Source organism: Acidovorax sp. SRB_24 (assembly GCF_012931925.1).
In genome coordinates this window covers 1-982 of record NZ_MWOM01000149.1, presented here as the reverse complement: position 1 = coordinate 982, position 982 = coordinate 1, and the positions used below count along the sequence as shown (strand labels likewise).

Below are 982 nucleotides of genomic sequence, written 5' to 3'. Positions count from 1 at the left end.
CGCGAAGTCGGCGTCCAGGATGCGGCTGCGCGCGGCCGACATGTTCTCGGAAGAGGTATTCAGATTCGCGATGGCTGATTCAAAGCGTGCTTGCAGCGCGCCGTAGTTGGCGCGCTGACCGCTGATGGCGGACAGCGCAGAGTCGACGATGGCCAAGGTGCGGTTGGCGCCATCGACCGTGCTCACGTCCATGTTCTGCACAGTTTGAACCTGACTGCCTGCAGCGGTTGAGATATTTAAAAAGCCGCCAGATGCAGCCCCTGCAGCATCCATTGCACTGAAAGACTTGGACGAGTCCAGCGTGAGTTGTCCGGTAACCACGAGATCATCGGTACCAAAGTTGTTCGCGGCTGGAACAACTTCAGCCAGAGCAGATGTGCCAGCCACAGCTGTGGCGAGGGGATCCGTTTGAGTGACTGCTAAATTTGCGCCAGTCGTAGAGTTGTTCACCAGCTTGATGTCGTTACCAGCCGCATTGGTCAGTACCAAGCCGGTGCCTGCATCGTTGACGCGCGCTGTCACGCCGGTTTTTGCGGCGGCGTCGTTGAATGCTTTGGCCGCGTCTCCCAGGCCGTCGCTATTCAGCTGGGTGCCAATAGTGAACGAAAGGGTGACGGCTTGGCCCGTACCGTTGTCCGAAGCAATTTGCAGGTTGTAAGAGCTGGCGGCGACCATTCCAGACAGTCCGATCTCGGTGCGTGCGCTGGCGCTGACGCCGGTCTTTTCAGTTTGTGCGTTGACGAGGGCCGCCATGTCCTTGGCAGAGGCACCTTTAGGATAGGGAATGGGCACACTGCCATAGGCGCCATTAACAGTTAGCGTATTTCCAGTAATGGCAGAAGCTCCCACAGAGCCTTGTGCGACAACGGCATAAGGAGTGCTGCCCAGCGTCAGATCGCCCGCGCCGCCCGTGGTGGTCGCCGCCGTGCCGCCGATGCGGTAGTTGCCGTAGGCGCTGGTGCTGAAGTTCGACGAGGTGGCC

The 982-nt window shown here is 59.5% G+C and carries 1 protein-coding gene; it reads right to left on the bottom strand.

Annotation, left to right across the window (positions count from 1 at the left end; translation table 11 throughout):
* Positions 1–982: flagellin hook IN motif-containing protein (locus B2J89_RS21130; RefSeq protein WP_256368867.1), on the bottom strand; the 982-nt coding region annotated here is incomplete at both ends.